Below are 25541 nucleotides of genomic sequence, written 5' to 3'. Positions count from 1 at the left end.
TTTAGATGAGCGGCAGTACCTTTGCAGAAGGCCGCGCTGTTCACTCAACCTGTGACGAGTCATCGAGCGGTGATCGCCCCGCGACAAACTACCTGACGGAGAAATTCACCGGCACGCTGAAATTCAGCGAGGCCTGGGTGATCTCCGGCGGGAATGGCGGCAGCGGCTGGGCACGGCTGACCATCGCCAGAGTTTCGGCATCGAGCGCAGGGTGGCCGGAGGAGCGCGCGAGCCTTGCACTCAGCACCTGCCCGCCGCGGCCGACCGTAAAGCTCAAGGTCGCGGTGCCCTGCACGCCGCTGGCGCGGGCCTCGGTGGGATAGCGCTTGAAGCGCTGCAGATGCGCCGCGAGGCGCTGGCGATAACTGGGCAGCATCGCGGCTGCCGCCTGGGCTCCGGCCAGCGCCGCCATCGCATCGGCGGCGCGGCGTTCGGCACGTTGCGGCGCGCTGGTTCGCGGCGCCGGCGGACGGTCGGACGGATTCTGCTTGGCGACACGCTCACGCTTGATCGGCTTCGGCCGCTCCGGTTTCGGCCTCACCTGCTCGGGCTTTTCGAGCTTCACCGCTTCGGGCTTATCCGGGGACGACGGCTTAGCCTCCGGCGGCAGCGGCACCTCGGCCTTCTGTTGGATCGGGGTTGACGCGATCTCGGGCACTGCGGCGGTGTGCTGCACCGGCTCGGGTTCCGACTGCGGCGCCTCGGCCTCCTGCATTTCCGGGCCGGGCGGCAGATCGAGCGGGCTCGGCTGCGGCGATGCCGTCATCGGCGCAAGATCAATCATGATCGCAGCCAGCGGTTCGCCCGGCGGCGGGACCTGCGTGTAGTAAGCCAGCGCGGCTGCCACCGCCACGGCGTGCACGCCGACGATCACCGCCGCCGACAGCAGCCACCGCGACGCACCCTGCGCCGCCGCGCTGTCGTGCAGCGCGCGGGCGTTCAAGGCTGAACGGCGCGGCCGTCGAGTCCGACCAGCGCCACCTTCAGATAGCCCGCATCGCGCAGCAGATTCATCGCCGCCATCAGATCGCCGTAGCTCACCGCCTTGTCGGCGCGCAGGAAGATCCGTTCGTCCTTGTTACCGCCGGTCGCGGTGTCGAGTGCCGAGGTCAGTCCCTCACGCGGCACCATCTCCTCACCCAGCGCCAGCGACAGATCGGGCCTCAGCGACACGAAGACCGGTTTCTCCGGCCGCGGCTGCGGCGCGGCGGTGCTGGCCGGCAGATCGACGCCGACATCGACGGTCGCCAGCGGCGCCGCCACCATGAACACGATCAGCAGCACCAGCATCACATCGATGAACGGCGTGACGTTGATCTCGTGCGCCTCGACCATGTCGTCGTCGCCGCCGCGGCGGCTCGCAAGTTTGACGGCCATCGGGTTCACCTCACCACGCGGGCGCGCTGCGGCGGACGCGCCGCCTCGCGGCTGATCATCAGCAGCAATTGGGTCGACGCGTCGCCGAGCAGCGCGCGATATGCTGTCACCCGACGCGTCAGATGATTGTAGATCACCACGGCCGGGATCGCGGCGACGAGCCCGAGCGCGGTAGCGAGCAGCGCTTCGGCGATGCCCGGCGCCACCACCGCAAGATTGGTGGTGTTGGCTTTCGAGATGCCGATGAACGCGTTCATAATTCCCCACACGGTGCCGAACAGCCCGACGAACGGAGCCACCGCGCCGATGCTGGCGAGCAGGCCGGTGCCGATCGCGGCGCGGCGCGCCTCCGCAGCCTCGACCCGCTCGAGCCGCAGCGCCACGCGCTCGCGAAAACCTTCGTCATGGGTACCGCCCGACAGGCTGGCCTCGCGATCGACGGTCTGGATCATCTGCGCTACGGCGTCATGCTGGTCGGCGGTCTCCACTGCGGCCTGCTGCAGCGAGATCTCGCTCTCAAGCCGGTCGAGACCACGCTGCGCCACCGCAACGCTGCGGCGCAGTTCGATCGACTTGGCAAGCCACACCGTCCAGGCAGCCAGCGACGCCAGCGCCAACCCGACCATCACGGTCTTCACCACCGCGTCGGCGCCGAGGAACATCCCCCACGGCGACAGGTCGCGCGGCAGCGTCGCCAGATCGGCCGCCGCCCACGCATCCCCCGGCAGCGCCGCGGCAATGACGGCAAGTGCCGCGATCGCAGCGCCAGCGTGCCCTGCCGCGACGCCTTGGGGTTTACGCACTTTGCTCCTCGCTGAACTGCTTGGCGAGCGCATGGAACCGGGCGAGCTGATCGGCGCGCAGCTCGCGATTGGCGTCACGGCCGACAAACACCTTGAACATGATGCCGCCGTCTTGGTTGAGGAACGCCACGAAGGCACTCGCTTTGCCCATGAACGGGCGCTCGACGAACGCCAGCGCGCCGCAACGATCGTGACGCAAGTGGCCGTGAAGCCCCTTCGGCTGCATCAGGTTGAAATAGCCGCGGCTGATCTCACCGCGCGGCACCTCGCCGGTGAATTCGAAGATCGCGTCCTCGGTGTGAACGATCAGCGTCACCTCGCCCCAGGTCGCGATGTCGTTCATCGCGGCAACGAAGCCGTCACCGGGACCGAGCCGCGCCATACCGCCCGGCAGCGCCGCGATCACCGCATGCGGCGACACGTTCCACTGCTTGGCGACCTCCTCGATCACAGCGGCCGGGTTGGCCGCCATGTAGGCACGAAGATCGCCGGTCTCGGAGGACACCACCGATGCCGCTGCAGTCGCCATCACTTCTCTCCTTGTCTCAGGCCGCAGCGGCGTTGCGCTCGCTACGGATCACTTCAAACCCTTCGAACCGGGGGTGCCCGAGATACAGACTCTGCCCGGTATCGTTGCCGGCCCGCGCATGCGAACGGCGGAACTGGTCGGACGTGGTCCATGCCTCGAACGCTACCTTGCTGGCCCACATGGTGTGGGTCGCATACAGCGTGTGGTCGTCGGCGACCGGCCCCTTGAGCAGATGAAACTCGACGAAACCGTCCATCTCGCTGAGATAGGATTCCCGCGTCGCCCAGATCTCCTCGAACGTCTGCTCGGCGCCGCGTTTCACTTGAAACCGATTCATCGCGATGAACATCTTCTCTCCTTGCTGGCTTGTTGTTCGCTGGCTTGTTGTTCTGGCGCGCGGTTCAGGCCCCGATCGGAGCCCGCCCGTCACGCTCCTCCGAAGTGCACCTTGATCCCACCCTTATAAACGATGCCCGGGCCAGGACTCGTCCACAAGATGTCGTTCTGCGTGGTGCCGTCGCTCGACGATCCAGGGATCGCATACGGACGGTAGTAGTTGTTGAGCAGGTTATCGATCGAGAAATTCAGCGTCACGTCCGCGGTCGGGCGATAGGCGATGTTGAGATTGACGAGATCGTATGAGGTTCCCGGCAGATAGCCGGTCGGCAGATTGGTGTTGGCGGCGTAGGACGCCCATTGCGCCGCGATCGTCAGCTGGCGGTCGAGCAGCCGCAGACCACCGGTGGTCACCACCTTGCGGGCCGGCACCGAGACCAGGCCCAAGCCGGTGTCCGGATTGGTGCCACGGATCACCGCGGCATTGACGCCGACGAACCACATGCCAGCATCATAATTGGTCTCGACTTCGACGCCCTCGATCCGGGCGCGCGGGATGTTCTGGTACTGATAATACTTGCTGGCCACACCAGTCATTGGACGGCCCATGAACAAAATCCGATACGCCTCGGGCGACGACCCGATCAACTCGATATAGTTATCGACGTCGTTACGGAATGCGTTGATCTTGCCGCGGAAACTGTCACTGGCGCTAAAGATGCCGTCGTATTTCAGGTTGATGCCGACTTCCTTGTTCTTGCCGACCTCCGGCCGCAGTGCGGTATTGGGGATCAGGCAGAACAGGCCCGCGGTGCCGTCGCCGCAAGTGAACAGTGCCGGCCCGCCGCCGGTGGCGTGGGCACCGGCGATCAACGTTTCAGTGATCGAGGGCGCGCGATAGCCTTCGGCATAGGCAACATAGGGCGTGAAGCCGGCGATCGGCGTCAGGCCGAGCGTCACCTTCGGCGACAGCCGGCTGCCGCTGGTGGTCGACGAGTTCGAATTCAGCTCATAATGGTCGTAGCGTGCCGCGCCGATCACCTCGAGCCAGTGCGCGTAATTGTTCTTCACCTGGATGAAGCCACCCGACACTGTGCGCTCGCCGCCAGGGGTGGTGATGTTGGAATTGCCGCGCGAATCCCAGGTCGTCACCTTGTCGTTGAAGGCGTCAACGCCGTAGGTCACCGCGGTTCGCCAGTTGCCATATTCGAACCGCGAGGTGTTGTTGGCATCGATGCCGATGGTGTCGAGGTTATAGCCGCGCTTGTCGCCGATGCAGCCGGAGATGTTGTTGCCGTAATTGCCGGCACCGCAATAGCCCGAACCACTCGTCGAATAGTGATAGGTCTTGGTCTGGTCGCTATTGGTTCGATTGCCGTACAGGTTTACGCTCCAATCGAACCAGGTGTCGTCCGGCTGCGAATATTTCCAGCTCAGGGTGCCCGTGTAATTCTGCAGGCTGGTACTGTACACTGACGAGCCCTGATACAGGGCCTGCTGAGAGGGACCGCGGTTGAACTGCCCGACGTCGTAATTGAAGTCCTGGAAGATGCCGCCGATCTTGACCTCGTGGCCATCGGCAGGGCGCACCGTGAACTTCATCAAGCCGGCGGCGAGATCGTTGCCGGTGTTGCCGACTTCGGTGCCGGAGCCGTCCTTGTAGTTGCCTTGCGTGCGGTACACCGCACCGCCGAACACATCGACGCTGGGATCGACCCGCACGCCACCGAACACCGAACCGAGCCCGCGCGCATTGTTGCTGCCGTAGGAGCCGCTAAGGTCGACGCCCCAACGCTCGCCGGCGCGCACCACGTCATCGATATCCTTGGTACGGAACGACACCACACCGCCGATGGCGCCGGAGCCGTAGATATTGGCGCTCGGCCCGCGCACCACGTCGATGCCACCGATCAGTTCCGGATCGAGAAAGAACGAGCCCTGCGCGCCGTGGCCGGAACGCTGATAGTTCTGCCGCGCGCCATCGACCACCACGGCGACGCGGCCGAAGTCCTGCAGACCGCGAATGTTGATCGAGGTCGACGGTTCGTCGCCGCGGTCTTGGAACGACACGCCGGGTGTGGCGACGAACACATCCTGCAGCCGGCTCGGCGGAAACTGCTGAATCTGCTGCAGCGTGATCGCGCTGGCCGGCGCCAGCGCGTCGATCGCCTTCTCCTCGTTCTTGGTCGCCACCACAGTGATGGCGTCGAGCGATTGGGTCGAAGCAGCCGCCTGTGCGTTGGCGTTGCGCAGATCGGCAGCGGGCGCCGCCGGCTGCGCCGTGCGTGCCGCACGGTCGCGCTTCACCTGAGTCTGGGCCGAGGATGATGAGCTACTGGTCGCGGTTTGCGCCGAAGCCGGCGCGTTCGTCAGCGCGACGACGGATACGGAAAGCAGTAGCGCATAAGCGCGCGAGTTAAGCCCCACCATGACAGCCCCAAGTGTTGTGAGTTGACGCAGGCTGGCGGGCTCGCACGAGGCGGCTGGCTGGCAATCCGCCGTCAGCACAACTGCTAACGGCTTGCAATTTTGGTAACCGAGCCAAAGTTCCGGGTCAACCGGACTTGGCCATTGATTAAAGCAATTATAACTTGTCCGTGCGCACAGCTAATTCAAACGTCATCTGCGTGTAGTAACGCTACGCGCGCTCATACCGCTTCGACGAGCTCGAATTCGGCGATATCGGCAGGCTCAGCCGGCAGCGTGGTACGATCGACCGCCGATAGCACGCGGCCGATACTGGCAGGCGTCGCCAGCGCGTCGAGCAGAAGCGTGGCAAGGTCCGCCCGCGCGATCCGGCCGTGGACCCGTGGATCGTCGTACAGCGCCCCCTGCCCGGTTGGCTCGCCGTCGGTCAGTCCGCCCGGCCGCACGATCGTCCAGTCGAGCGCGGCGTTGCGCAGGTGGCCTTCCGCACGAGTCTTGGCGTCGAGCACCGGCCCGATCGCGGCGATGATTCGCTCCGACGCATAGGCGCGACTATCGCCGCAGGCGAGCGACGAGACCTGCAGCACCCGCCGTACGCCACAAGCCACCGCAGCATCGGTGATGGCGTTGTTGCCGACTTCGTCGATCAGCAGTGCGTCAGGTCCGGCGCCACCGATTGTCGAGATGATCGCCTGCGGCCTCAATCCGTTCAGTGCCCCGGCGACCGACGTGGTGTCCGCCACATCGACGCTCGCGACGCCTGCGATGCCGGCAAGTTCGTTCAACCGCGCCAGATCGCGCCCGGCGACGAACACCGTCCAGCCACGCGCAATGCCTTGCGTCACCAGATGGCGCCCCGTACGGCCGGTAGCGCCGAAAATCAGAACCCGCATCCTGCCTCTCCCGCTGTCGCCGCGGCCGTCAGTCCCGCCGTCAGACCGCTTGTCAGATTGCTGATCCAGAACGATCCGGCAAGGCTCGGGGAAAATCCATCGCCGCGCAGTTCTCCCAATCCCGCAGCAGTCCAGTTGGCGAGCAACGGCGTGACCGCGACGCGAAAGCCCGGCCGCAACGCTTCGACCGCGGCCAGATCGAGCCGCCCGGTTTCCAGCCCCGACGCGATCATCGCGTGCGCGGCGTGATCGGACGGCACCAGCGCCAGCCCTTCGATCGGCGCTAAATTCTGCGCGACCATCTCGCGGCGGCGCGCGATGTCGATGACGTTGCGCCAGCGGTGGCCATGCGCCTGGCCGCCGGCCCCGGCGCCGAACGGCAGGCAGGCCACGCCGCGCTTGATCGACGCATTGTAGCGGTTGCGTTCGCGCAGCGACCGGACCAGATGCGACTGCGACACCTGCAGCCAGCCGTTCTCCGTCAGCCGCTCCACCCCTTCGGCATAGAGGCGCGCCTGCGCGGCCGGAGTCGCCGGCTGCGGCAATTTGCCATTCTCTACCGCGCGGGCCATCGGCCCGCCGGGAAACATGTTGAGTGCATACAGCGTGACGCCATCGAGACCGATGCGCCCGACCGTGTCGATATCACGCCGCCAATCGGCGTCGCTCTGCCCCGGCAGCCCATAGATCAGATCGCACACCACAGAGGTCCGGCCCTGCGCCATCAGTTCGGAGAGAAATTCCGCAACCTCTTCACCGGTGCGCTTGCGACCGAGCCGCCGCCGCACTTCGGTGGAAAAGCTCTGCACGCCGATCGACAGCCGATTGACTCCGGCATCGGCCAGCCTCTTGGCCTTGGCGATATCGAAGCCGTACGACCGCCCCTCCAGGGTGATCTCACAGTCGGCGCTGAGCGGCAGATGGCGGTGCAGCGCCGCGATCAGCCGCGCCAGATCTTTCGCATCGAGCGCCGACGGCGTGCCACCGCCAATATAGATTGCGTCGATCGGCGCGCTCGCGATCAGCGGCGTATGCGACTTGGCGGCGAGTTCCGCGATCAGGTCGTCGACATAGGCCGGGCCGGCTTCCGGCCGCCAGACGTTCTCAAAGAAACCGCAGAACAGGCAATGGTTTTGACAGTACGGCACGTGCAAGTAAGCCACCGCCGTCTCGCTGCGCGGCGTGGCGAACACCCGCTCCATTACTGCCTGGGCATTGTCTTCATCGACCGGCCGGCTGCCGCGCCACGGCGGCGAAAACGCACGCTTGCCGAATGCCTCGGTGAGCGGATCGCAGCCGACGCGCACCAGGTAATCGCCGATCGATGCCGGCTTGACCGAGATCGGGTGACCGGCGCCATGCCCCCGATGACCACCGTGCCCGTGAATAGTCCCGTGCCCGCCATGCACCGGTGCGGCGACCCGATCGCCCTGCTTCACCTCAGCCATTCTCACCGCCCGCGCTCCATCATCAAACGGGCAGCAATGCCAACCGCGCGCGACGCACGGTCAGCCGACACATGCGCGTGCGAATAGCTGGCCAGCCCGACCATCCGATCACACTCGTTATTTGCAAACAGGAGCTGGCGGGCGCTGCAAAACGCAGGGAGCTGGCTGGCACAGCGCAAGGCACAATTCGACCTCGCGTATCGTGAAATTACGACGCACCGCGGCGCAAGCTCAAGCGCCGATCGCGCCGTTTATAGTAATTATAAGACACATTTTCGGATCACCGCTTATAACCAAGCGCTCACGTCGATGTCAGCAACAACACCAGAAGCGGAATGATGACAGCATCCGATCGATTGGGCGCAGATCCTACGCAAGCCGGGGCGAGCCCGAGTGGCGTGCGCGCCGTCAGCATCGTCGGCAATCAGATCGACAGCCGCGACCTATTCACGATGGATCGGGAAATCGTGATCGCGCATGGCGACGATCGCTACCGCCTCCGCCTCACCTCGCAGAACAAGCTGATCCTGACCAAATGATCGCGAACACTCACATCAAACGCCATCGCGCCACTGTGTTCGCCGCGACGTTGCTCGCAGGCTCCTTCTCGCTTCAGGCGACCGCAGCCGAGATCAAGGTGCGCGATGCGCACGGCCGTGATGTCACTATTGCTGATTCCTCGCGCACGCTGTCGATCGGCGGCGCGATCACCGAGGTATTGGCCGATCTCGGCCTGGCGCAGCGGATTGCGGGCGTCGATTCCACCAGCGTGTATCCGCCCGAAGCGGTCGCCGGAAAACCTAACGTCGGCTACTTGCGCCAATTGTCCTCGGAAGGCGTGATCGGACTGAACCCGACCCTGATCCTGGCGATGGATTCGGCCGGTCCGAAGCAGACGATCGATGCGATCACTTCGGCCGGCATTCCGCTGGTGTCGGTGCCGGAGGCATATTCCGAACAGGGCTTGCTCGGTAAGATCGCGTTGATCGGCCACGCCATGGGCGCCGACAAGGCCGCGACCTGCCTTGCCTCCGCGGTCGGCGACGACTTCACTACGCTGCGCAAACTGCGCGCCGCGATCACCAAGCCGGTTCGCGTGATGTTCGTGATGTCGCTGGTCAACGGCCAGGCGATGGCGGCCGGACGGAACACCGCTGCGGATTCGATCATTGCTCTGGCCGGCGGCGTCAACGCGATCGACGGTTACGACGGCTACAAGGCGATCAACGACGAGGCGATCGTCGCGGCGCGTCCCGATGTGGTGCTGACGATCAAGCGCAGCCGCGATTCCTTCGAGGCCGACGCATTCTACGCCCATCCGGCGTTTGCGCTGACTCCGGCCGGCCAGCACCGCGCCTTCCTGGCGATGGACGGACTGTATCTGCTCGGCTTCGGGCCGCGCACGCCGGCGGCGGCAGTCGAGGTCGCATCGAAGCTGTATCCGCAGCTCGCAGCCGAGGCCGCTGGCTTCAAACCGAAGGCCACCACGGTCGATTGCCGCTCATGAGCGTGTTGGCGCTTCCCCGTCGCAGCCGCGCCGGCGCGCCGCGCCCCGGCGCCGCGATCACGCTCGCCGTGCTCGGCGGATTGCTGATCGCCGCAATGGCTCTGGCGATGACGGTGGGCGCCGCCGGCATTCCGCTGTCCCGCCTTCCCGCAGCGCTCGGACTGACCGGCACCGCGGGCGATACAGCGACGACGCGCGATCAGCTGGTGCTGTGGTCGATCCGGATGCCGCGGATTCTCACCGCCGCGATGGTCGGCAGCCTGCTCGCGGCAGCCGGCGCGCTGATGCAGGGCCTGTTCCGCAATCCGCTCGCCGACCCGGCGCTGGTCGGCGTCGCGAGCGGCGGCGCCTTTGGTGCGGCGGCCTCGATCGTCCTGCTCGAGCATCTGCTCGGCCCGCATTTGCGCGGCCTGCAAGAGTATCTGCTGGCGTTCGCCGCTTTCGGTGGCTCGCTGATCACCACCATCGTGCTGTACCGGATTGCCAGCCGATCGGGCCGCACCTCGATCGCGTTGTTCCTGCTCGCCGGTCTCGCGATCGCGGCGATCGCTAACGCCGGCCTCGGCGTTCTGGTGTTCGTGGCCGACGATCGCCAGCTCCGCGATATCACCTTCTGGATGCTCGGCTCGCTCAGCGGCGCCAACTGGGCCAAGGCCGCATCCACCGGTTCTGTCCTGCTGATCGCGCTGTTGGTGCTGTTGCGGATTGCGGGACGGCTGGATCTGCTTGTCCTCGGCGAGACCGAGGCGTTCCACAGCGGCGTCGACGTCGAGCGGCTGAAGCGGATCTCGATCCTGCTGGTGTCGGCAATGGCCGGGGTTGCGGTCGCGGTCACCGGCGTGGTCGGCTTCGTCGGCATCGTTGTGCCGCATTTGTTGCGGCTGGTGATCGGCCCATCGCATCGGCTGCTGCTGCCCGCCTCCGCCGTCCTCGGCGCGGTGATGCTGGTCGTCGCCGACACGGTGGCGCGCACCGTCGTCGCGCCGGCCGAGATGCCGATCGGCATTCTCACCGCAGCGATCGGCGCGCCGTTCTTCCTGGCCATCCTGCTACGGCAGCGCAAGCTGGTCGGGCCATGAGCGGCGTGCTGAAAGCCGAAGCGGCCTCCTTCGCCCTCCCCGGCGCCACGCTGGTCGATCGCGTCGATCTCTCCATCTCCCAGGGAGAGCTGGTCGCGATCGTCGGTCCCAACGGCGCCGGCAAGTCCACCCTGCTGCGGATGCTGTCCGGAGATCTGCCGCCGACCTCCGGCACCGTCTCGCTCGACGGGCGCACGCTCTCCGACTATCCGCCCCGCGCGCTTGCCGCCCGACGCGCGATGCTGGCGCAGCACACTACAGTGTCGTTCCCGTTCTCGGTCGAGGAGATCGTGGCGATGGGCGCGGACATCGATCCCCGCAAGGCGGCGCCGCTGTTCGACGCCGCGCTCCGTGACGTCGGCCTCGACCATTTCCGCCACCGCGATATCACCACGCTGTCGGGCGGCGAACAGCAGCGCGCCCATTTCGCCCGGATCCTGGTGCAATTGTGGAGCGGCGAAGCGGACGCCGGCCCCGGGCTGCTGCTGCTCGATGAACCGACCTCCAGCCTCGACATCCGCCACCAGCTCGATCTCGCCGAGACCGCGCGGCGCTGCGCCCGCCGCGGCACCACCGTGATCGCGATCCTGCACGATCTGAACCTCGCCGCCCGGTTCGCCGATCGCATCATCGTGCTCAGCGGCGGCCGGATCGCCGCCGATGGAGCGCCTGCCGCCGTCTTGCGGCACGAGCTGATCGCCGACGTGTTCGATGTCGCACTCACTGTCAACACCGACCTCGCGGGCCAGCCCTTCGTACTACCGGAGCTGGCCGACGATCGCCGCGCCGCCGCCCGCGCCTGAGCGCGCGCCGCCTCTGCGTACCACATCACAGACATTCTAAGTAATAGCCGCCTCGACGCGGACGGTTTTGGACCGGTTCAATTTGTTGGTCGGCAACCGAGCGCTTAGTCTTGCCCGGTGACGCGACCGCATCTGCGTCGCACGGCCGACACCTGACAATTATCAGTTTCATCGTTTGCAGCGAAAGACCTATCGTCAATGAGCGTCAATGTGATTTTCGGCTCCGATGCCGGCGCGACCCGCGCGGTTGCCTCGCGGATCGCCAAGCGGCTGCAGGGCCGCGCCGTCGATATCAAGTCCGCGTCAGCCGCAGATTTCGAGGGCTGCAGTCTGCTGATTCTCGGCGCGCCAACTTACGGCTTCGGCGATCTGCAGACCGATTGGGAAGCCAACATCGACAAGCTCACCTCCGCCAATCTGGCAGGCAAGAAGGTGGCGCTGTTCGGCACCGGAGACCAGACCAACTATCCTGACAGCTTCGTCGACGCGATGGGGCTGCTGTACGACCACGTCGTCGAGCGCGGCGCCAATGTGGTCGGCTTCACCGAAACTGCGGGCTACGACTACACCGCCTCCAAAGCCGAACGCGACGGCCGCTTCGTCGGGCTCGCGCTCGACGAGGACGGCCAATCATCCAAGACCGAAAAGAGGATCACCGAATGGATCAGTCGTCTCACATGAGCGCAGCGACCTTGCAGATCTTCCAGCACCACCTCTACGAGCTGTCGAAGGGGCTCCGCCCGCTCGCGATGATGACGCTTCCGTCGGTCGAGGCCACCTCGATCGTGGCGCGGCTGCGCACCGCCGGTATCGCCCACCACGTCCACGAAGCGTGCCAGCATCGCATCAACGTGGTGTTCGGCGTCGCCTCCGCGGTCCGCACGGTGCAAGGCTTCATGACCGGCCCGCTGTGCAACCTGTCAGCCGAGCACGACTTCATGCTCGGCATCCTGCTCGGCTACGACCGCGAAATGCAGTGCCACCGTTTTCTGTCGCGTGCCGGCGGCAACACCGTCGAGGCGGTCGCCGAACCGACCCACACCGTGGCGCCGAGCGAGCCGGTGCTGATCCACTGACGGTCCGCGGCTCCGGATCGCCACTCGGCCATTGCTGCACGGCCCATGGTCGTCAAGCGCTATCCGTGAGGGGACGTGTCCCCTCACCCCTCACGTCATCGCCCGCGACGGCGGGTGATCCAGTATCCCAGCGCGCTGGTTGATCCATCGTGCGCTCACGAACAACTCTCTACAACACTGGGTCCCCCGCCTGCGCGGGGGACGACGAAGATTGGCGCCAGGTGCAATTCGGGAGGTTCGCGCTTCACTCCTCCTTGAAGCCGTATTCGGCGTTATTACCGGTGGCGCCGTAGTATTTGTACGGCAGGAATTTGCCCGACATCGTGATCTTGACGCGGTCGCCCTTCGGGTTCGGCAGCCGTTCCATCACCATGTCGAAGTCGATCGCCGACATGATGCCGTCGCCGAATTCCTCCTCGATCAGCGCCTTCCAGGCCGGACCGTTGATCATCACCAGCTCGTAAAAGCGATAGATCAAGGGATCGCGCGGCGGCATGGTGATGCCCTCGCCGCGCATCGGCACCTCGTTGAGCATCGCGGTCTCGACCGCCGACAGCCCGAACAGCTCGGCGGCCTTCGCCGCCTGCGGCTTGGTCAGCTTCATCTGGCCGAGGATCGCACCGACCACCAGCACCTCGGAATGGCCGCCGATGGATTCGCAGATGTACTTCCAGGTCCAGCCCTTCTCGCGCTTGATATCGAGCAGCTTCTCGGTCAGTTCGGCTCGCTTCATGGTCGGTCTCCTTGAGTGAGGTGGGGAATCGGTTGGGTGATCGGGATCAGCGGGCGTTGGCCTGCAGCGGCACGAGCGCAGCGTCCTCGACGCCGGGCCGGACGACTGGCACGTGCAGCGGATCGTGGTGCGGATTGGTGCTGGTGAAGGTCTTGCTACGCGTCACCAGGAAGTCGACGATGTGGTTGCGCAGCCCGTAGTAGTAAGGATGCCGGTGCAGATCGATCCTGGCGCGATCCTTCGGCAACGGGTTCTCGACGATCTCGGCGATCACCGCGCCGGGGCCGTTGGTCATGAGATAGATCTTGTCGGCGAGATACATCGCCTCGTCGACATCGTGGGTGATCATGAAGGTGGTCTGCCCGGTCTCGAGGCAAATACGGCGTACCTCGTCCTGCAGCGAGCCGCGGGTCAGCGCGTCGAGCGCCGAGAACGGCTCGTCCATCAGCATGATTTTCGGCGTGATCGACAGCGCCCGGGCGATACCGACGCGCTGCTTCATGCCGCCGGACAGTTCGGACGGACGCTTGTGCTCGGAACCGGTGAGACCTACGAGATCGATGAAGCGCTGCGCATGGGCGCGGACCTTCGCCTTGTCCCAGTCCCGCCACTTCGACGACACCGCATAGGCGACGTTGCCCATCACGGTGCGCCACGGCAGCAGCGCGTGGCTCTGGAAGATCACCGCGCGGTCGAGGCTGGTGCCTTCGATCGCCTGGCCGTCGACGATCACCGCGCCTTCGGTCGGCTGGTCGAGGCCGGCGAGGATGTTGAGCACGGTGGTCTTGCCGCAGCCGGAGTGGCCGATTACGCAGCCAAATTCGCCGCGCGGCAGCGCCAGCCAAAGGTTCTCGAAGATCGTGGTCTGTCCCCCGCCCGTGGCCGGATAGCGCTTGGCGATCGCTTCGACGGAAATGAACTTGTCGGTCATGGGGCTCACTCCGGAAACGTGACCATGCGGGTGAACCGCGCCAGCACCTGGTCGAGCAGCATCCCGACCACGCCGATCAGCAGGATCGCGATGATGACGTTGACGATCGACAGGTTATTCCATTCGTTCCAGACGAAATAACCGATACCGGTTCCGCCGACGAGCATCTCGGCGGCGACGATCACCAGCCAGGCGATGCCGATCGAAATCCGCATGCCGGTGAGAATGGTCGGCGCCGCGGCCGGCAGGATCACCGTGAAAGCCCGGCGAACGGTGCCGACTTCGAGCGTGCGGGCGACGTTGATCCACTCCTTGCGGACTGAGGCGACACCGAACGCCGTGTTCAGCAGCATCGGCCACACCGAGCAGATGAAGATCACGAAAATCGCCGACAGGCTGGAGTCCTTAATGGTGTAGAGCGCCAGCGGCATCCAGGCGAGCGGCGAAATCGGCTTCAGCACCTGGATGAACGGATCGAGTGCCTTGTTCATCAGCGGTGACATGCCGATCAGAAAGCCGAGCGGGATTGCGACAGCCACGGCCAACAGATAGCCGGTCATCACCCGCGCAATCGAATAGCCGAGCTGAATGCCGAGCCCCTTGTCGTTCGGGCCGTTGTCGTAGAACGGACGCTTGATGTGCTCCCACAGCTTGGCGCCGACCTCGAACGGCCCTGGCATCGCCGATTTGCCCTGCGTCGCCGTGGCGCCCATCAGCGCCGCATATTCCGGACTCATCTTGGCGACCTCGCCGCTGCCGCGCGTTGCCAGATGCCAGGCGGCGATGAAGCCGCCAAACAGCAGCAGCGAGACCACCGCTGCGCGGAGGCGTAGTGATTTGGTCATGACATCACCCGTCGTGTCAGTGCGGGACCTGGAGGCCGGTGGCTGCGGCTTGCGGGAGCCACCGGCGGCGCTGTTGCGACGCTCGTCGCTTGGGAGCCGCGGTCCGGCAGCGGTGGAGATCCAAACACGCCGCCGCCAGCCCCGTCCCTTACGAGGCCTTCTTGATCTTGAAGCTGGCGAGATACTGATCCGGGTTGGAGCCGTCGAACGGCTTGCCCATCACCGAGAACGACCGCGAGGTGGTGTCGGGCGCCGCGAGACCGGCCTCCTTCATCAGCTTCGCCGTGTCGGTCGCGAGATAGACCTGCTCGGCAATCGTCTTGTAGTCGACGTCGCCCTTGATCTGCCCCCAGCGCTTCATCTGGGTCATGATCCAGATCGCAAACGACTGCCACGGGAACGGATCGAAATCGATCCGGTTCGGCTGCTTGACGACGTTGCCGAGGCCATCCGCATAAGTGCCGGTGAGGATCTGCTCCAGCACGATCGCCGGCTGGTTCAGATAGTTGGCCGGCGAGATCGCCTGCGCGATTTCCTTGCGGTTCTCCGGCTTATGCGCGAAGGCGGTCGCCTCGATGATCGACTTGAGGAGCGCGCCGTAGGTGTTCGGCATCGTGGTGACGAATTCTTTCGATGCGGCGAAGGCGCAGCACGGGTGGCCGTCCCAGATTTCCTTGGTCAGGATGTGGATGAAGCCGACGCCGTCATAGACCGCGCGCTGGTTCATGGGATCGGGAGCGAGATAGCCGTCGATATTGTCGGCGCGCAGGTTGGCGACCATCTCCGGCGGCGGCACGGCGCGGATCTGGACGTCGACGTCGGGGTCGAGACCATGTTCGGCCAGATAGTAGCGCAGCAGGTAATTGTGCATCGAATAGTCGAACGGAACGGCGAATTTGAAGCCCTTCCAATCCTTCGGATTACGGCGATCCTTGTGCTTCATCGCCAGGGTGATCGCCTGGCCGTTGATGTTCTCGACCGCCGGCATGGTGTACGGGATCGGATTTGAGCCGACGCCCATCGTGATCGCCAGCGGCATCGGCGACAGCATGTGGGCCGCGTCGTATTCCTTGTTCAGCGTCTTGTCGCGGATCACGGCCCAGCCGGCGGTCTTGATGACTTCGACGTTGAGGCCGTACTTCGCATAGAAGCCCATCGGATGCGCCATGATGATCGGCGTGGCGCAGGTGATCGGAATGAAGCCGACCTTGAGGTCGGTCTTTTCTAGCGGGCCGCCCGAGGCGAACACGTCGGTCGCGGTCTGCAGCGGGAAGAACTGCGACACCGCGGCGAGCGCGGTAGCGGCACCGACCGACTTCAGAAAGGCGCGCCGCGAGGCATCCTGCGGAAACATTGCGCGCATCACCGCGGACGCGACAACGCCTTCGAACCGTTTCTCCTCGCCCTGCGTCACGGCGCTCTGTAGCGCAGCGGCCTGCTCGGCAGCATGCTCGGCTTCGGTAGCATGACGACCACAACTACAACCCGTGGTGTGCAGCCAGCGATTGGGATCGAACGGATTGTCGAACGTAGACATGGGACCTCCTGCGTGACGTCGAGGTCCTGATCGCAAGGAGTGTGCCAAACACCGGATGGCCGCCAGATGCGACGATATGGGCGGTTTCCGCAGATTGCTGAATACGAAATCTCGTAATATACGGGATCTCGTAGTCGAGTTACGAAAATTCGGAGTGTCCAATGGACCTCTCGTCGCCCTCTTCGCTCGCCGCCACGATCGATTTGCCGCTGCGCGCCGCCGTGTTCGACAGCGCGGTCGAGGCCGTGCTGCTGGTCGACCCGACGCTCGACCAGATCGTCGATGCCAACGGCGCCGCCAGTGCCCTGCTCGGCCACGACCGTGACGTTCTGCTGCAGACCCGATTCAGCGCGCTGCACGGTGCGCAGCTCCCGGCGCTCGTGGTGTTTACCCAGGCCGTGTTCGCGAAGGGCACCTATTGGACTCACGCGCTGACGCCGGTGCATGCTGACGGCACGCAGCTTCGATTGGAATACGCCGGCAAGCTGCTGCCGTATCGCGGCCGCTCGCTGCTGCTCTTGACGATGAGCGATCTTGAGCAGCGCCGGCGACGCTATGTCGACGCCGTCGCCGACGACTACATGCGCGATGGATTGCCGGCGTGGCAGCGGGTCGAGCGGGTGTTTCAGGACATCGAGCGCGAGAACCAGCTCATCCTGCGGGCGGCGGGCGAAGGCATCTACGGCGTCAACGCCGAGGGAAAGACCACCTTCGTCAATCCGGCCGCGGAGCGGATGCTGGGCTGGTCGGCCGAAGAGCTGGTCGGCAAAGAGATGCACGCCATGGTTCATCACAGCCATCATGACGGACGGCACTATCCCGGCCAGCAATGCCCGATTTATGCGGCGTTTCGTGACGGCGCGGTGCACACCGTCGACGGCGAGGTGTTCTGGCACAAGGACGGAACGCCGGTCTGGGTGGAGTACACTTCGACGCCGATCCACGACCGCAGCGGCGGCGTGGTCGGCGCGGTGGTGGTGTTTCGCGACGTCAGCCAGCGCCACGAGGCCGACGAAAAGCTGCACGCCGCGCTGGCCGAAGTCGACCGCCTGCGCGAGCGGCTGCAGCTCGAAAATGATTATCTGCAAGAAGAAATCCGGATCGAGACCAATCCGCGCGGCATCATCGGGCAGAGCGAGGCGATTCAGACAACGCTGCGCCAGGTCAAGCTGGTCGCACCCACTGCCGCCACCGTGCTGATCACCGGCGAATCCGGCACCGGCAAGGAACTGATCGCGCGCGCGATCCACGAAGCCAGCACGCGCCGTGATCGGCCGCTGATCAGGGTCAACTGCGCCGCAATCCCGCGTGAACTCTTCGAGAGCGAGTTCTTCGGGCACGCCCGCGGCGCCTTCACCGGCGCGGTGCGCGATCGCATCGGCCGGTTCGAGCTGGCCGACGGCGGCACCCTGTTCCTCGACGAGGTCGGCGAGATTCCGCTGGAGCTGCAGAGCAAACTGCTGCGCGTGCTGCAGGAAGGGAATTTCGAGCGCGTCGGCGAGGAGCGCACCCGCAACGTCGACGTCCGCCTGATCGCCGCGACCAATCGCGACCTGAAGCGGGAGGTGCAGCGCGGCCACTTCCGCGAGGACCTGTATTTCCGGCTCAGCGTGTTTCCGATCGAGTCGGTGCCGCTGCGCAATCGCCGCGAGGACATTCCGCTGCTGGCGCAGCACTTCCTCGCCAATGAAGCACGCGAACTGAAAGCCGAGCTGCGGCTGTCGCAAGGCGATGTCCGCCGCCTGATGCGCTACGACTGGCCCGGCAACGTCCGCGAACTGCAAAACGTGATCGAACGAGCTACCATTCTGGCGCAGAACGGCAGGCTGCGGCTCGACCTGCCGGAAACGGCCAGCGGCCATGCCTCGGCCGCCAGCGGCCGTCAGAAGCTGGACGCCCGCCCCGCGGTGATGACCGCGGCCGATCTCCGCAGTTTGGAGCGCGACAACATCATCGCGGCGCTGCGCGCCTGCAAAGGCAAGGTGTTCGGCGACGACGGCGCGGCGGCCATGCTCGACATGAAGCCAACCACGCTGGCGTCGCGGATCAAAGCGCTGGGCATCGCCTCGCCGCGCGCCCAGGCGTGACAGCATCGACTACAGCGACGCCACCCGAGGCTCGTTGTCGCGCCGCCCGGCGGAGCTGGGCCGGTCGTGCCATTCGCGGCGCCAGGCGTTCGGCGTATTCCCGGTGTAGCGGCGGAAGATGCGCGATAGATGTGCCTGATCGCTCAATCCGCAGGCAAGCGCGATCTCCGAAAGCGGGAGATCCGTCGTCCGCATCAGTTGCTTGGCGCGTGCGACCCGGCGCTCGAGCACGAAACCGCGCGGCGCCACACCGGTGCTGCGGCGAAACGCGCGGGCAAAATGGCCGGGGCTAAGACCGATCAGTTGCGCCAGATCGCGGATCAGCAGGCTCTCTCCGAGATGCTGATCGACATGCAGCAGCACCCGATTGAGCTGCCAGCGCGCCAGCCCCAGTGCCTGCGCCTGATCGGGACGTTCCACGGACGCCTCGGGCGCATGACGGGCCTGGACCTCGCGCAGCAGCATCGTGGCCCGGGCCAGGCATGTCCGAGCGGCGAACGGATCGTCCTCGACAGCGTCGGATGCCTCCTGCAGCATCTCCGCCAGACACGCAAAGGCCTCGCTTGGGCTGGCTAACCGGGACATGGCTTCGGCTCTGGGTGCGGTGCTCGCTGTCATTGCCGCTGATTGAAGGACAATTCGGCGACACGCTGAAGTCGGACCAAGGTGCGCTGCGGTGCTGCATTGGTTTCGCCGAGAGCAAACCAAGGTTTACATTGCGCTTTCGGCACGAAACCGAGTAGCCGGCCGCCTTCAGCCGCCGCCCAAGCCGTCGTCGACGCTGAAAACTGGATTGTCCGCCGAAGCTTGATTAGATTTCGGCGGTGCGGAATCGCAGAGGACGCAGACCCCTTTCATGGCTTCCCTCCCCAGTCCCCTGATCGTGGTCGTCGATGACGACGCCGGCATCAGAGAAGCGCTGGAAGGCCTGTTCAGGTCTGTGGGGCATCGGGTGGCGCTGTTCGGATCGGCGCAGGATCTGCTGACGACCGGTGTTCCGTCCGATGCCAACTGCCTGATCCTCGATGTCCGCCTGCCCGGCACCAGCGGGCTGGACCTGCAGGACATGCTGTCCCGTCTGGAAGTCCGGATCCCAATCATCTTCATGACCGGCTACGGCGATGTGCCGATGACGGTGCGCGGGATGAAGGCCGGTGCCGTTGACTTCCTAACCAAGCCGTTCCGCGATCAGGAGATGTTGGACGCAGTATCCGCCGCTATCGAGCTCGATCGGCGTCGGCGAGAATCCGAACGCAAGCGCAACGAGATCGCCCAACGCTTCGACGCTCTAACCCCCCGCGAGAAACAGATCTTCGAAATGGTTTCAGCAGGATCGATGAACAAGAACGTCGCCGCCGATCTCGGACTGAGCGAAATCACCGTGAAGATTCATCGCGGCCGCGTGATGAAGAAGATGGGCGCCCGATCACTCGCCGATCTGGTGCGAATGGCCGAAGTTCTCGCGCCGCACGCTGGGGAAGCAACGTAAAACCATCGTATGACTTATATTGCAGGAACGGGTGCCCCAGAGTCCCTCGACGTCGGCTCGTGCTGCATCACTCTTGAGGATGGCAGAAATGACCATCGGCAAGATCGTTACGGTGATAGACGACGACGAAAATGTCCGGATCGCCATCGAAGGATTGATCCGCTCGCTCGGACACACGGCGCGCGGTTTTGCATCGGCACAGCAATTCCTGGCCTCGGACGCCCGCTCGACCACCTCTTGCCTGATCACCGACGTACAGATGACCGAAGTCAGCGGCGTCGACCTCCATGCCCGTCTGACCGCCGAAGGTGGTGCGCCGCCGGTGATCTACATCACCGCGTTCCCGGACGAGCGGATCGAGACGAGAGCCCGCGCCCTCGGCGCGATCGGATTCCTGAGCAAGCCTTTCGACGCCGAAACTCTGGTACACTGCATTCAGCGCGCGCTGGCATCCGGCCCTGATGGCCGAGCCTGATTGGCAGGCCGAGCGCCACAACTGGATCGGTGCCGTGAAACAGATCGACGCCCCGATGGAGTTGATGCGGCGCGAAGGCGGCTTGAGCGTCTTTCGGCGTCAAGCCGACAGCATGGCTCCGCCGAGCCTGGTGGTGATGGCCGATCTCGACGATCCGCCAGCGGCGCAGCAGCTCGCCCGTGAATTCGCCCTCACCCGCGACCTCGATGCTGATTACGTCCTCCGCCCGCGCGAACTGGTGACGATCGACGGCCGCGCCGCGCTGATCATCGATGACCACGACGCCCAGCCTTTGTCCGAGAAGCTTGGGCAGCCGCTGCCGGTGGCACGGCTGTTACGTTGGGGCATCGGCATCGCGCAGGCGCTCGGACACATTCACGGCCAAGGCCTGATCCACCGCAATCTGAATCCGGCCGCGGTCTGGATCAACCCATCCGATCGGGTTTGGTTGACATGTCTCGCCTGCGCATCGCGGCTCAACCGCGAACGTCCCGATCTCGCTGGGAGTGAGATCGGATCGCCGACCTACATGTCGCCGGAACAAACCGGGCGGCTCAATCGCTCGATCGATGCGCGGAGCGATCTCTATGTCTTCGGCATTCTGCTCTACCAGATGCTGGCCTCGGGCAGCCTACCGTTCTTCGCCTCCAGCCCGGGCCAGTGGATCCACTATCACATCGCCCGCAGACCGAACCCGCTGCCGAACGCTTCCGCGGCCACCATCGCGATCGAACGGATTGCATTTCGGCTGCTCGAAAAATCCGCCGATGACCGCTATCAGACCGCGCTCGCCGTCGAGCGCGATCTGCGAGCCTGCCTCGCGGCGTGGGAGACCAACGGCACAACGGCCGGCGTCCGTCTGACCGAGCACGACGCCGCCGGCATCGTACGAATGCCGGAGAAGCTGTACGGCCGCGAGGCCGAGATCAACGCGATCCTGTCCGCCTATCATCGCGCCGCCTCGACCGGCACCACCGAATGGGTCCTGATCTCGGGATATTCCGGCGCCGGCAAATCATCGGTGGTCAACGAACTGCGCAAGAGCCTTGCGCCGACCAATGGCTGGTTCATCGCCGGCAAGTTTGATCAGTACAAGCGCGACATCCCATTCGCCACCCTGGCCCAAGCCTTTCGCTCCCTGGTGCGCCAGATCCTCGGCCTCGACTCCGCGATGCTCGACCATTGGCGCATCACGCTGCAGGACGCGGTCGGCGAGCACGGCGAGCTGATGGTCAATCTGGTCCCAGACCTCGCCTTGGTGATCGGCGATCAGCCGCCGCTGCCGGAGTTGCCGCCGCAGGAGAGCAAGAGCCTGTTCGAAGCTGTGCTGGCCCGCCTCCTCGCCGCGATCGCACGTGCCGAGCATCCGCTGGTGCTGTTCCTCGACGACCTGCAATGGCTCGACAAGGCGACCTCCGAATTTCTGGTACGGCTCGCGCAGAACATCGACACCCGTCATCTTCTCGTCGTCGGTGCCTACCGCGATAATGAAGTGGACGACAGCCATCCGCTCTCATGCGCGCTGGCGGAGATCCGGCGCAGCGTGTCGCATATCGAGGAGATCCGCCTCGCTTCGCTCAGCGCAGACGACATCTGCGCGCTGGTCGCCGACGTGCTGCGCGCCGAGGCTGACCATGTCGTCCCGCTAGCAGAACTGATCCATCGCAAGACGGGCGGCAATCCATTCTTCGCGATTCAGTTCTTTTCGTCCCTGGTCGACGAGCAGCTCGTGAGCTTCCATCTGCTGCATCACGAGTGGATCTGGAACATCGATCTAATCGACCAGAAGGGCTTCACCGACAACGTTGTCGATCTAATGAGCCGCAAGCTCCACCGGCTCCCGTCCCGCACCCGAGACGTGCTGCAGACGTTCTCCGCTCTCGGTATGAACGCTGAAGCCTGCCTGCTGGCGCAGCTCCGCGACATCACCGTGAAGGAAGTCCACAGCGCGCTGCAGGACCTCGTCGCCAACGAACTGCTGCTGCGTACCGAGAACGATTACCGGTTCGTGCATGACCGCGTGCGCGAAGCCGCCTATCGGCTGATCGATCCTTCGAATTTGCCGGCCGAGCATCTGGCGATCGCCAGACACCTTGCCAATTCAGTTCCGAGCTCGTCCGACGCCTTGTTCAGCATCGCCAATCACTACAATCTCGGGGCGTCCCTGCTGTCGTCCCGCTCGGAGATGGTGCTGGCCGCCGGCTACAATCTGAACGCTGGCCGCGCCGCCAAGAAGGCGATCGCCTACAGTTCGGCGCGGGTCTACCTCGCGGCAGCGCTCACCCTGCTCGGCGAAAATCGATGGGCCGAGCAGCCCGATCTAGCCTACGACGTCGAATATCAGCTCGCCGAATGCGAGTTTCTGACCGGCGCCCTGACCGAAGCAGAGCAGCGGTTGCGCTATCTCGTCACCAAGGCACGTGGCGAAATCGCGATTGCTGCCGTGGTCGCGCTGCAGATCACGCTCTATACCGCGATGGATCGCAGCGATCTCGCGATCGAGGCGTGTCTCGCCTATTTGCGCGACGTCGGCATCGTCTGGTCGCGGCATCCGGACCGCCAGGAGGCGAGCGCCGAATATCAACTGCTGACCCAGCGCCTCGGCGGCCGCAGTATCGACTCCCTGCTCGATCTTCCGATTTCGAGCGACCGTCCTCGATCGGCAGCGCTGTCGGTGATGACGGCGGCGCTGGCGCCTGCGTTCTTTACCGATCTCAATCTCGTATGCCTGCTGCTGTGCCGGATGGCCAATCTCAGCATTCAGCACGGCAATACGGATGCTTCCGCCCTCGCCTATGCGTATCTCGGCATGGTCGTCGGCCCCTGCTTCGGCGACTACGCCGCCGCTCTCCAATTTGGCGACCTCGGGCTACGCCTGGTCGAAACCCGCGGCTTCGGCCAATACAAGGCGCGCGTCCACCTGACCTATGGCGCCCATGTGTTGCCTTGGGCTCGCCCCCTGCACGAGGCGCAGCCCTATCTGCGGCGCGCTTTCGAGGAGGCCAACGAGACCGGCGATCTGACCTATGCGGGCTTCTCGTCGTGCACCCTGATCACCAACCGGCTGTCGGCCGGCGATCCGCTCGACGAAGTCGAAGTCGAGGCCTCCGCCCGGCTTGCGCTGATGAAGCGGGCGAAGTTCGGCCTCATTGTCCACATCATCACCACGCAGCTGCAGTTCCTGCGATCGCTGCGCGGCGAGACCGCAGCATTGGGCTCGCTCAGCAATGAGGGCTTCGACGAAGAGCAATTCGCCCGCGAGCTGGCGGCGAACCGTAGCCTGGACATCGCGTTGTGCTGGTTCTGGATCCGCAAGATGCAGGCGCTGTATTTCGCCGGTGATTACGTTGCGGCATTCGCAGCGCTGCGCAAGGCTCAACCGCTGCTGTGGAGCACCGTCGGCCACCACGAATATTCGATCTACTATTTCTATGTCGGCGTGATCAGCGCCGCCAACATGGACTCGCCTGCGCCGCCCGCGCCGTATGCCGAACTCGCCGAACTGCTGGCCGAAGCACATCGGCAAATGGCCACCTGGGAAATCCATAACCCCGAGAACTACAAAGGAGCGCGAGCGCTGCTGGAAGCCGAAATCGCGCGGCTGCAGCACCGCCCATTCGAAGCGCTGCGGCTATATCAGCAGGCGATCTCGTCGTCGCACCGCGGCCGGGTCTCGCAGGTCGAAGCCATCGCCCACGAACTGGCCGCATGCTTCTGCCGGCAGCAGGGACTCGACACCGCCTACCACGCCCATCTCGCCAAGGCGCGCGACGGCTATCAGCAATGGGGGGCGTTCGCCAAGGCCGCCCAGATCGATCGCCTGTATCCGGACGTCGTCGCCGCGCTTTCCGCATCGGCTCAGGTTCCTTCAAGCATCGCCGAGAGCTTCGATCTCGCCGCCGTGCTGCGCACCTCCGAGGCGGTCTCCAACGAATCCGGTGTGCCGAGGCTGATGGAAACCCTGATGACCTTGGTGCTCGAGCACGCGGGCGCGCAGCGAGGCCTGCTGATCCTGCCACAGGACGACGAACTGTCGATCCGGGCCGAAGCCAGGACCGCCGAGGCGGGGATCGAGGTCGTGCTGCGCGACGACATCGCATCGACAGACGAACTGCCTCGATCGATCGTCAACTTCGTCGCCCGCACCGGCGAGGCCATCACGATCGACGACGCTCTTATCAGCCGGTTTGCTGATGACCCTTATGTGGCCCGGCTGAAGGCGCGATCAGTCCTGTGCCTCCCGCTGATGAAGCGCAGCAAGCTGATCGGTATCATCTTTCTGGAGAACAATCTCGCCGCCGGCGTGTTCACGCCCGGCAAACTGTCGGTGCTCAAGCTGCTGTCCTCGCAGGCGGCGATGTCGCTGAAGAACGCTTTCCTGGAAGAGAAGGATGCGCTGGTCGACGCGCTGCAAAAATCGCAGTCCGAATTGATGCGGATGTCGCGCCTGACTGCCATCGGCGAACTGGTGATCTCGATAGCTCATGAAATCAACCAGCCCCTCACCGCGATCATCACAAATGCCGACGTCTGCCTGCGCTGGCTCAACAACGAACAGCCGTCGATCGCCGAGGCCAAGAACGCGGCGAGCCGTGTGATCGAAAACGGCCGTCGTGCCGCCGACGTGGTTCAGACCATCCGCGGACTGGCGGTGAAAGCGTCCCCGCAGATGGCTCCGCTCGACATCAATGACGTGGCCCGGGAGATTTTATCCATCATCCAGAGCGAGCTGCGCCATCACAGCATTCATCTCGAGTTTCGGCTCGGTGGTGGTGACGCGGTCGTGCTCGGCAACAGAGTTCAGCTCCAGCAGGTGCTGCTCAACCTCGCGATGAATGCAATCGAGTCGATGGCGACGATCGAAGGCCGCCGAGTGCTGACGGTCGCCAGCGACACCAGCGATCCGGGCAGCGTCACGGTCAGCGTCACGGATAATGGTCTCGGTTTCGATGAGGACCGGATTGATCAGTTGTTCGAAGCGCTAGTGACGACCAAGCCGCAAGGCATGGGGATGGGCCTTTCGATCAGCAAATCGATCGTCGAAGCCCATGGCGGCCGGCTGCTCGCCACCTCGCTGAAACCGCATGGCGCGCGTTTTCAGTTCACGCTCCCCCGATCAGCTTAAGTCCGGTTGGCACGGTTTGCTCTCGCCGCAGCAAATGGCTG

At 64.8% G+C, this 25541-nt stretch carries 23 protein-coding genes; 10 read left to right on the top strand and 13 right to left on the bottom strand.

Annotation, left to right across the window (positions count from 1 at the left end; translation table 11 throughout):
- Positions 1-88 precede the first annotated feature (88 nt).
- The 8 genes from VRZ08_RS06195 to hutW form a co-directional block, all read right to left on the bottom strand.
- The gene (locus VRZ08_RS06195; protein WP_264076400.1) at positions 89-943 is read right to left on the bottom strand and encodes an energy transducer TonB; all 855 of its coding nucleotides are present in this window, start codon (positions 941-943) and stop codon (positions 89-91) included.
- Positions 940-1377: a TonB system transport protein ExbD gene (gene exbD, locus VRZ08_RS06190; RefSeq protein WP_107355291.1), complete on the bottom strand. Its 438-nt coding sequence runs from the start codon at positions 1375-1377 to the stop codon at positions 940-942. The genes VRZ08_RS06195 and exbD overlap by 4 nt, the downstream gene beginning before the upstream one ends.
- 5 nt (positions 1378-1382) lie before the next feature.
- Complete coding sequence (gene exbB, locus VRZ08_RS06185; RefSeq protein ID WP_414531981.1) at positions 1383-2180, bottom strand: tonB-system energizer ExbB; 798 nt, start codon at positions 2178-2180, stop codon at positions 1383-1385.
- Positions 2173-2709 carry a heme utilization cystosolic carrier protein HutX gene (gene hutX, locus VRZ08_RS06180; RefSeq protein ID WP_414531980.1) on the bottom strand — a complete coding sequence of 179 codons (537 nt, stop codon included), beginning with the start codon at positions 2707-2709 and terminating at the stop codon, positions 2173-2175. Before hutX ends, exbB begins: the two co-directional genes overlap by 8 nt.
- Before the next feature lie 16 nt (positions 2710-2725).
- Entirely contained in the window at positions 2726-3058 is a 333-nt protein-coding gene (locus VRZ08_RS06175) for an antibiotic biosynthesis monooxygenase family protein (protein WP_414531979.1), read from the bottom strand.
- Between the two features lie 77 nt (positions 3059-3135).
- Positions 3136-5475, bottom strand: a complete 2340-nt coding sequence (locus VRZ08_RS06170; protein ID WP_414531978.1) for a TonB-dependent hemoglobin/transferrin/lactoferrin family receptor — start codon at positions 5473-5475, stop codon at positions 3136-3138.
- Between the two features lie 218 nt (positions 5476-5693).
- Positions 5694-6365 carry an SDR family oxidoreductase gene (locus VRZ08_RS06165; protein ID WP_414531977.1) on the bottom strand — a complete coding sequence of 224 codons (672 nt, stop codon included), beginning with the start codon at positions 6363-6365 and terminating at the stop codon, positions 5694-5696.
- Entirely contained in the window at positions 6353-7813 is a 1461-nt protein-coding gene (hutW, locus tag VRZ08_RS06160; protein ID WP_414531976.1) for a heme anaerobic degradation radical SAM methyltransferase ChuW/HutW, read from the bottom strand. The genes VRZ08_RS06165 and hutW overlap by 13 nt, the downstream gene beginning before the upstream one ends.
- A 335-nt stretch (positions 7814-8148) precedes the next feature.
- On the opposite strand from hutW, the gene hemP reads away from it, so the two are divergent.
- From hemP to VRZ08_RS06130, 6 genes are all read left to right on the top strand, one after another.
- Positions 8149-8352: a hemin uptake protein HemP gene (gene hemP, locus VRZ08_RS06155; protein WP_107344086.1), complete on the top strand. Its 204-nt coding sequence runs from the start codon at positions 8149-8151 to the stop codon at positions 8350-8352.
- Entirely contained in the window at positions 8349-9320 is a 972-nt protein-coding gene (locus tag VRZ08_RS06150; protein ID WP_414531975.1) for a heme/hemin ABC transporter substrate-binding protein, read from the top strand. The genes hemP and VRZ08_RS06150 overlap by 4 nt, the downstream gene beginning before the upstream one ends.
- On the top strand, positions 9317-10399 hold the full coding sequence (locus tag VRZ08_RS06145; RefSeq protein WP_414531974.1) for a FecCD family ABC transporter permease: 1083 nt from the start codon (positions 9317-9319) through the stop codon (positions 10397-10399). Before VRZ08_RS06150 ends, VRZ08_RS06145 begins: the two co-directional genes overlap by 4 nt.
- Positions 10396-11202: a heme ABC transporter ATP-binding protein gene (locus tag VRZ08_RS06140; RefSeq protein WP_414531973.1), complete on the top strand. Its 807-nt coding sequence runs from the start codon at positions 10396-10398 to the stop codon at positions 11200-11202. The genes VRZ08_RS06145 and VRZ08_RS06140 overlap by 4 nt, the downstream gene beginning before the upstream one ends.
- Before the next feature lie 198 nt (positions 11203-11400).
- Entirely contained in the window at positions 11401-11883 is a 483-nt protein-coding gene (fldA, locus tag VRZ08_RS06135; RefSeq protein ID WP_346297262.1) for a flavodoxin FldA, read from the top strand.
- Positions 11862-12278 carry a DUF2023 family protein gene (locus tag VRZ08_RS06130; RefSeq protein WP_011157671.1) on the top strand — a complete coding sequence of 139 codons (417 nt, stop codon included), beginning with the start codon at positions 11862-11864 and terminating at the stop codon, positions 12276-12278. The genes fldA and VRZ08_RS06130 overlap by 22 nt, the downstream gene beginning before the upstream one ends.
- Before the next feature lie 244 nt (positions 12279-12522).
- On the opposite strand, the gene cynS is transcribed toward VRZ08_RS06130, so the two are convergent.
- From cynS to VRZ08_RS06110, 4 genes are all read right to left on the bottom strand, one after another.
- On the bottom strand, positions 12523-13011 hold the full coding sequence (gene cynS, locus VRZ08_RS06125; RefSeq protein ID WP_414531972.1) for a cyanase: 489 nt from the start codon (positions 13009-13011) through the stop codon (positions 12523-12525).
- Between the two features lie 46 nt (positions 13012-13057).
- A complete protein-coding gene (locus VRZ08_RS06120; RefSeq protein ID WP_414531971.1) occupies positions 13058-13942 on the bottom strand; it encodes an ABC transporter ATP-binding protein in 885 nt (294 codons plus the stop codon).
- A 5-nt stretch (positions 13943-13947) separates the two neighbouring features.
- Positions 13948-14787: a nitrate ABC transporter permease gene (ntrB, locus tag VRZ08_RS06115; protein ID WP_107355279.1), complete on the bottom strand. Its 840-nt coding sequence runs from the start codon at positions 14785-14787 to the stop codon at positions 13948-13950.
- A gap of 148 nt (positions 14788-14935) precedes the next feature.
- Complete coding sequence (locus VRZ08_RS06110; protein WP_414531970.1) at positions 14936-16324, bottom strand: CmpA/NrtA family ABC transporter substrate-binding protein; 1389 nt, start codon at positions 16322-16324, stop codon at positions 14936-14938.
- A gap of 161 nt (positions 16325-16485) precedes the next feature.
- Between VRZ08_RS06110 and VRZ08_RS06105 the strand changes: the two genes are divergently transcribed.
- Positions 16486-18411 (top strand): sigma 54-interacting transcriptional regulator, encoded by a 1926-nt coding sequence (locus tag VRZ08_RS06105; protein ID WP_414531969.1) that lies wholly within the window; start codon positions 16486-16488, stop codon positions 18409-18411.
- A 9-nt stretch (positions 18412-18420) separates the two neighbouring features.
- Here VRZ08_RS06105 and VRZ08_RS06100 read toward each other — a convergent pair whose 3' ends face one another.
- Positions 18421-18996 carry a helix-turn-helix domain-containing protein gene (locus VRZ08_RS06100; RefSeq protein ID WP_234820177.1) on the bottom strand — a complete coding sequence of 192 codons (576 nt, stop codon included), beginning with the start codon at positions 18994-18996 and terminating at the stop codon, positions 18421-18423.
- Between the two features lie 271 nt (positions 18997-19267).
- On the opposite strand from VRZ08_RS06100, the gene VRZ08_RS06095 reads away from it, so the two are divergent.
- The 3 genes from VRZ08_RS06095 (at position 19268) to VRZ08_RS06085 (ending at position 25500) form a co-directional block, all read left to right on the top strand.
- Entirely contained in the window at positions 19268-19900 is a 633-nt protein-coding gene (locus tag VRZ08_RS06095) for a response regulator transcription factor (RefSeq protein ID WP_414531968.1), read from the top strand.
- An 88-nt stretch (positions 19901-19988) separates the two neighbouring features.
- Positions 19989-20375: a response regulator transcription factor gene (locus tag VRZ08_RS06090; protein ID WP_414531967.1), complete on the top strand. Its 387-nt coding sequence runs from the start codon at positions 19989-19991 to the stop codon at positions 20373-20375.
- Positions 20362-25500, top strand: coding sequence for an AAA family ATPase (locus VRZ08_RS06085; RefSeq protein ID WP_414531966.1), 5139 nt, complete (start codon positions 20362-20364; stop codon positions 25498-25500). The genes VRZ08_RS06090 and VRZ08_RS06085 overlap by 14 nt, the downstream gene beginning before the upstream one ends.
- Positions 25501-25541 lie beyond the last annotated feature (41 nt).

Origin of the sequence: Rhodopseudomonas sp. G2_2311, assembly GCF_047501505.1 — a bacterium.
In the GTDB taxonomy this organism is placed as follows: Bacteria; Pseudomonadota; Alphaproteobacteria; order Rhizobiales; family Xanthobacteraceae; genus Rhodopseudomonas; species Rhodopseudomonas palustris_H.
Note: the sequence above shows the minus strand (reverse complement) of the source record. Positions and strands in the feature narration are given on the sequence as shown.